The organism is Streptomyces sp. NPDC006265 (assembly GCF_040613555.1).
Lineage (GTDB): Bacteria > Actinomycetota > Actinomycetes > Streptomycetales > Streptomycetaceae > Streptomyces.
This window is the reverse complement of the sequence record NZ_JBEXSH010000513.1, coordinates 1-6,472: the sequence shown is the minus strand read 5'-3', so window position 1 is coordinate 6,472 and position 6,472 is coordinate 1. Positions and strand designations below refer to the sequence as shown.

The following is a 6,472-nucleotide window of genomic DNA, read 5'->3' as shown; positions in this document are numbered from 1 at the left end:
GACCTCGTGCCCAACTCCACCGCCGACGCCGCACTCCAGGACCCCCCGGAGGCAGCCCGGCACGGTACGGGCACGGACGAGGGCGCCTGGGTCTTCGCCGGGCGTCTGAGCCCGGAGAAGGGGCTGCTGGAGCTATTGGGCCGCTGGCCGGCCGGAGAACGCCTGGACGTGGTGGGTGACGGCCCCCTGCTCGACGACTGCCGCCTGGCCGCACCGCGGTCGGTCCGTTTCCTCGGCGCTCTCGAGCACGGCGAACTCCGGCAGAGGCTGCCTTCCTGGCGGGGCCTGATCTTCCCCAGCCGCTGGCTGGAGGGCGCCCCCCTGATCTATCCGGAGGCACTGGCCGCCGGGCTCCCGGTGCTGGCGTTCACCGGTTCGGCCGTCGCGGACTCGGTGCGGGAGCAGGGCACGGGCGCGGTGGTGGACTGGAACGAACCACTGGACGTCGCGCTCCGCCGCGCCGCCGAGTGCTTCCCCTCGCTGCACCCGCGCTGCCGGGAGGTGTTCCTGCGTCATTACACGCAACAGGTCTGGGCGGAGCGCATCGAGGCCGTGTACGCCGCCGCTCTCGCGCACCGTGCCGACGCCCGGCACGTCCCGGCCGCCGGCCGGGCGAGCACAGCGGGGAACACGACGTGCTGAAGGCCGGACAGCACCCGAGGATCGTGATCGTCCAGCCCTATGTGCCCAGCTACCGGACCGGATTCTTCGAACGGCTCAGGAGTGATCTCCAGACCGAGGGATGCACCCTCGACGTGCTGCACGGTCCTCCGCCACCCTCCCATGTGGCACGACAGGACTCTTCGCACTGCTCGGGCGCGATCCGGGTCCCGGTGCGCCGTCTCGGCGTACCCGGGGGCCGGTCACTCGTCTGGCAGCAGGTGTACCGACGAGCGGCCTCCGCCGATGTCGTCGTGCTGGAACAGGCGTTGCGCAATCTCGAGGCGTATCCGTTCCTGCTCCGGCAGCAGCTGGCGCGCATGACCGGTGGTCTCACTCCACGTGTCGCGCTGTGGGGCCACGGCCGTACGTACACCAAGCCGGTCAGTCGCATGGAGGCCGCCGCCAAGGACGCTCTCACCCGGCGCGCCTCGTGGTTCTTCGCCTACACCGAGGGCGGGGCCGACCACCTCGCCTCCGGGGGCTTTCCGCGTCGGCGCATCACCGTGGTGCGCAACTGCGTGGACACCGTGGCGCTCGCCGAGGCCCGCGAGCGCGCCGGTACGCCCGGGACCCGGGAGTTCGCCGAAGCGGCGGCCCTGCGGTCGCGCCATGGGCTGCTGCCCGGACGCACAGCCCTGTTCGTGGGTGGGCTGGACGCTCCCAAGCGCATCCCCCTGCTGCTGGAGTCCGCTGGGCGCATCGCGAGCGCCCTCCCGGGATTCCGGCTGCTCGTGGCGGGGGACGGTACCGATCGACCCTTGCTGGAGGCCGCGGCTTCCACCCCCGGGAGTCCGGTGGTCCCCCTCGGGCATCTGACGGGAAGGCAGGTGGCGCTGCTCGGAGCGGTGTCGGACATCATGCTCATGCCGGGCAGGGTGGGGTTGTGCGCGGTGGACTCGTTCGTCCTGCGGACACCCGTCGTCACCACAGACTGGCCCTGGCACGCGCCGGAGTTCGAGTACCTGCGGAACGACCACAACGCCGTCATCACGTCCGACGACCCGGTGGTGTACGCGGCGGCCGCGCAGGCACTGCTGACCGACCGGGCCCGTCTCGCCTCCCTCCGAGCGCGCTGCCGGGAGGACGCCACCTCCTACACGACCGACGCCATGGCCGCACGTTTCTGCGAAGGGCTGCTCCGGCTGCTCAGCGAGACGCGAAAAGGCGGCGGACACGCTGCGGTGCGGCAGCGAGCCTCTTCGGCGTCGCTCAGGGCGGGGGCGGCTGCGGCGATCGGCGGCATGCGATTCCGTGCCGGACGACCGGGCGGGTGATGCATGCCGCAGGCCGGGTGTGGCACCGAAGCCGGTCCGGTGCGGCGCTGTAGCGTCGCTCGCGTGTCCGTTGTGAAAAGCGTTGCCAGATCGGTCATCGGCGCCGTCAACCGCCCCGTCGCCAAGGCCCGGTTCGCGCATGCGGTCAGGTCGGGGCCCCTCCTCAAGATCGAGGTGGGAAGCTTCCGGGGCCGCCGGCCCGGCTGGATCTGCACCGATGTCTGCTGGCACACGCGGTCCTATCTGGATGCCACCGGGACGTGGCCCGTCCGCTCCGGTTCGGCGAGTCACATCTACTCCGACAACATGATCGAGCACATCCGCCTCGAGCCCGCCCGCCGCATGTTCCGTGAAGCCCGGCGCGTTCTTGCACCCGGTGGGCGCATCCGGCTGTCGACACCCGATGTCGAGCACGCTGTGCGGCTGTACCTGGCACGTGACGACGAGACACGGCGGGAGATGGAGGAGTGCCGGCGGAAGGGGTACCAGGCCGAGCACCCGGTTGATCTGCTGCGCATGACCTTCCAGGACTGCGGCCATCACGCCGGATTCCTCTGGGACTTCGACGCGGTGGAGGCGGAGCTCCGGTCAGCCGGGTTCGCCGACGTCCGCCGTTACGCGCCCGGCCAGAGCGACGACCCGGAATTCCGGGACATGGAGTCCCGACCTCAATTCGCCCTGATCGTCGAGGCAGCTGTTGCCTGATCCCTGTCCTGTCCTGGCGGATCATTCCCCAGACGTGCGATGCGGCCACCATCGCATCATCGTCAACGTCGCAGCGGCCCCCGGTCCTGAACGGGCACGCTGAAAGAGCTCAGTGAGCCACGTTCCGGCAGGGCAACGGCGCCGGGAAATCGGCCTCCCCCCAACAAGTCCGGCGCGTGCGTCAGGATCATTCCTACGGAAGTGACAGACTGGCCGGGGCTTGGGATTTCATATGCCCCGGAGGAGGAGCTGTGAAAAGCGGAGTTGATTTGCAGCGCGCCGCGATGGCGGAAATCTGCAACACCCGGGACGACTGGTCCTTTCACGTGACCAGCGATCCGCTGACCCGTTTTCTGCGCGACCGGCGGCTGCGAACCGCGTTGCGCATGCTGCGTGTTCGAGGACTGCTCGATCCAGCGCGGCAGAGCGTGCTGATCGTCTGCGGCGGTGTGGGCGGAGAGGGCGTCTTCCTGAGCCGTTACGGTTTCAAGGACATCACGGTCAGTGATCTGTCCGAAGAGGCACTCGCCGTGTGCCGCGGCCTGGAACCGAGGCTTCGAACCATGTCTCTGAACGCCGAGAACATGGCCGAGATCCCGGATTCCAGTTACGACCTGGTCCTTGTCCAGGACGGCCTGCACCACTTGCCGCGACCGGTTCTGGGTTTCACCGAGATGCTCCGGGTGACCCGCAGGGCCGTCATCGTGATCGAGCCGCACGACGGTCTGGTGGGACGGCTCATCGGCACCGAATGGGAACGGCATGGAGACGTCGTCAACTATGTCTTCCGATGGAATCGCTCGATCCTGAACCAGGCCACCCGCAGCTATCTGCTGTGCAAGCAGGCGATCGTGCTGCCGTACAGGATGTGGGACCACAACGTGGTCGTCGGAAAGCTGGCACGCTGCTTCCCGGAGCGGTGGCGCCTGACGGCGGCCAAGACGGTCTACCGAGTGCTGCGGCCGGTGAACCGGGTCGGCAACATGATGGTCGCGGTGGTGGTGAAACCGGAGGGCGACACGACACGAGGGAGTGGACTGTGAACCGCTCGCAGCGGGCCTACATCAGAGCCAGCGCCGTCCTGCCCGCCGCGATCTCCTTTCGGACGGATCTGCTGTTTCCACGCCTGGGAATGCCTGAACTGGGGCCGTTCAACGGGCAGCTCAAACGCCAGGAGATCATCCGCGAACTGCTGATGGCGATCAGCTTCGATGAGATCGTCGAGACCGGTTCCTTCCGCGGTACCACGACGCAGTTCCTGAGCAACATCTCCGGCCTGCCCGTCCATTCCGCCGAGATCGCGGAAAGATTCTACCGATACGCTGCGACGAAATGCCGCGGCCTGCCGGGCGTGCGCCTGTATCGCGCGGACTCACGGAAGATGCTGCACATTCTGTCGAAGCGGCCGGGAAACCCCGCGTTGTTCTTCTATCTCGATGCTCACTGGCAGGAGGACGTGCCTCGCTACCAGGAACTGGAGATCATCGAGGAGCGCTGGAGCAGAGCGGTCGTGATGATCGACGACTTCCGCGTACCGGGCGACCCCGGCTATCAGTTCACCTCGTACCACGGAACTCCGCTGGATGTGAACTACATCCCCGCACTCCCCGGCTGGGAGGCCTTCTACCCGAGGAGCGGTTCGGCGGACGAGACCGGCGCGAAGCGGGGATGTATCGTCCTGGCAAGCCCGGAACTCGCCCCGGCGGTCGACGCGCTCTCCAGCCTGCGGGCGGGCGAACTCACCCGGCAGAGCCTCCCGAACGGCTGACCTCCCGGACATGTCAGCGGCTCACCGTGCGACCCCCTCCGCCCGGTCTGCATCCGCGGAAACCGCCTCCCGGTCAGCGATGATCAGCCTGCGCTGGAACATCACCGGCTCCCTGGTGGTCGTGCTGCTCCAGCTCGGGTACACGGCGTACACCGCCCGCGCCGTGGATGCCCATGCCTACGGCGCCTACGCCGTCACGATGACCGTAGTGCCGTTCTTCGGCTACTTCGCCAATGCCGGACTGTCGGCCTGCGTGCTCCGGTCCGCGCACCTCACGCTGCCCTTCGTGCGGGCCGCCAGGCGTCTCGGCATGATGTCCGGCGTCGTGTGCTTCCTTCTGGTGGAAGCCGTGGCCCCGCTCTTCGGCTCGTTCTTCCACATGCCGGACCTCACCCTCATGACGCGCCTGCTGGCCTGCGTGTTCCTTGTGCAGCCGAGCGCCAACGTGACCGTCACGGCCATGCGTCGCGCGGGCGCGGCCCCGATGGCGGTGCTGACCGAGACGCTGGGCCAGACGGTGGGGGTGGCAACGGGAGCAGCTCTCCTCGTATGCGGCTGGAACCCATTCGGGCTGGCCCTCGCGCAGCCCGTCGCGGCGGCCGTGGCCCTGTCCGTGGGCACGGCATGGCTCGCTCGCCGGCCGCCGCCTCCCGGGCCCCGGGTCAGGGCTCGGGACCTGCTCGCCCCGTCGGGATTCATGACGAGCCACAGCCTGGGGCAGTTCGTCACCAACAACCTCCCGCTGTGGGCCTCGGGCCGACTGCTCGGTGCAGGCGCCGCAGGATCGTACTCCCGGGCCTTCCTCTTCACCGGACTGCTGCTGACCTTCCTGTACCAAGGGATCAACTGGGCGGTGACCCCGCTGCTCGCCGAGCGGCGCGCCGAAGGGCTCACCGGCCGGGACGTGCAGCGAACGCTGTGCGCGGCGTCGGCCGTGGCGTTCGTCGGGTTCGGTATCGCGGCAGGCATCGGGCCGGCGGTCCTCCGCCTGCTGCTGGGGCCGGGCTGGGAGTCGGCCGTGGCGCTGGTACCTGTCCTGTCGGCAGGGGCAGCCATGACCTTGCTGTGCTACTGCGGAGGGTTGATCGACCAGGTGCGGAGCGCGCCCCGGGCCCTGCTCGGCACGCTGTCGGCCACGGTCGTGGCGACCGCGGCCGGGGTTGCCGGAGCCGCGTCGGCGCAGTCCCTTCTGCTGGTCGCGGTCGCGGCCGCGGCAGGGCAACTGGTGGGACATGGCGTGCAGTTGGTGGCCTGGCGCCGCTCCGGCCTGATGCATGCCGGCGCCGCCCTGCGCATGCACGGGGTGCACCTCGCCGTCGGTGCGGCACTCGGCGGTGCTGCCGCGCTCGGCTCGGCGGACCGTTCCCCTGCGGTGGCCTTGGGGCACGGACTGTTCGCCATGATGCCGGTCGTGCTGGGGTGCGTGCTGCTGCGCCGCCGGATTCCCGCGTTCACGGTTGCCGTCGCCACAGGCCTGCTGGGGAGTCGTGGACCGCGCACTTGCCCTCAGCCGTCCTCCGCGGCCACCGATCCGTCCGACCGGTGTTGATCACGGGCGACCAAGCGCACCGTCAGCCGCGCCGGCGTGTTGCCCCGCCCGAGCGGCTTCGCGAAGGAACACCACGTCACACTGCAACATCTGCCCGGTCCGGGTGTCACTGAAGCCGGGCACCAGTGCCGCCAGGGTCATCCCGTACCGGCGCTGCGCGATCCCCAGTGCCTCTTCCAGGAGCAGACCTCCCTCGTACAGCGGGACACACGAGACTTCCATCTGCAGTCCGCTGCACTGACCCACGCGATCCGCGGCCCCTTCCAGGACGGCTCCTTCGTATCCCTGGACGTCGAGTTTCAGGAACACGCGCTCCTCGGGCCGCCCGGCCACGTCCGGCCAGAGGGTGTCGAGGCGCCGCTGCTCCGTTTCCTGGACGTCCACGTAGCGCGACTCCGGGCAGGCCTCCGTGTGCCGGGGCAGCATGGGCAGCACGGAACTGCTGGCCGCTCCGTTACCGGCTACGTGGACCTCGACGGTGCGATCACTGTCGCCGAGGGCATAGGGAAACAC

7 protein-coding genes are annotated in these 6,472 nt (G+C 69.2%); 6 read left to right on the top strand and 1 reads right to left on the bottom strand.

The window, feature by feature from the left end:
• The 6 genes from ABZ281_RS32235 to ABZ281_RS32210 form a co-directional block, all read left to right on the top strand.
• On the top strand, positions 1 to 642 hold a 642-nt coding region (locus ABZ281_RS32235; RefSeq protein WP_356661246.1), incomplete at its 5' end, for a glycosyltransferase.
• Positions 636 to 1,937, top strand: coding sequence for a glycosyltransferase family 4 protein (locus tag ABZ281_RS32230; RefSeq protein WP_356661244.1), 1,302 nt, complete (start codon positions 636 to 638; stop codon positions 1,935 to 1,937). The genes ABZ281_RS32235 and ABZ281_RS32230, both read left to right, overlap by 7 nt.
• A gap of 63 nt (positions 1,938 to 2,000) precedes the next feature.
• Positions 2,001 to 2,642 carry a methyltransferase domain-containing protein gene (locus ABZ281_RS32225; protein WP_356661242.1) on the top strand — a complete coding sequence of 214 codons (642 nt, stop codon included), beginning with the start codon at positions 2,001 to 2,003 and terminating at the stop codon, positions 2,640 to 2,642.
• 269 nt (positions 2,643 to 2,911) lie between these two features.
• Positions 2,912 to 3,685, top strand: coding sequence for a class I SAM-dependent methyltransferase (locus tag ABZ281_RS32220; RefSeq protein WP_356661240.1), 774 nt, complete (start codon positions 2,912 to 2,914; stop codon positions 3,683 to 3,685).
• A complete protein-coding gene (locus tag ABZ281_RS32215; RefSeq protein ID WP_356661238.1) occupies positions 3,682 to 4,410 on the top strand; it encodes a hypothetical protein in 729 nt (242 codons plus the stop codon). The genes ABZ281_RS32220 and ABZ281_RS32215 overlap by 4 nt, the downstream gene beginning before the upstream one ends.
• Before the next feature lie 79 nt (positions 4,411 to 4,489).
• Positions 4,490 to 5,959, top strand: a complete 1,470-nt coding sequence (locus ABZ281_RS32210) for an oligosaccharide flippase family protein (RefSeq protein ID WP_356661236.1) — start codon at positions 4,490 to 4,492, stop codon at positions 5,957 to 5,959.
• Here the strand turns inward: ABZ281_RS32210 and ABZ281_RS32205 are convergent.
• The coding region (locus tag ABZ281_RS32205; protein WP_356661234.1) for an FkbM family methyltransferase at positions 5,960 to 6,472 on the bottom strand (513 nt) is incomplete at its 5' end.

What these genes read in the sequence shown, in the direction of transcription:
- ABZ281_RS32210 (WP_356661236.1), top strand. Translation starts at nt 4,490, where the DNA reads ATGATCAGCCTGCGCTGGAACATCACCGGCTCCCTGGTGGTCGTGCTG.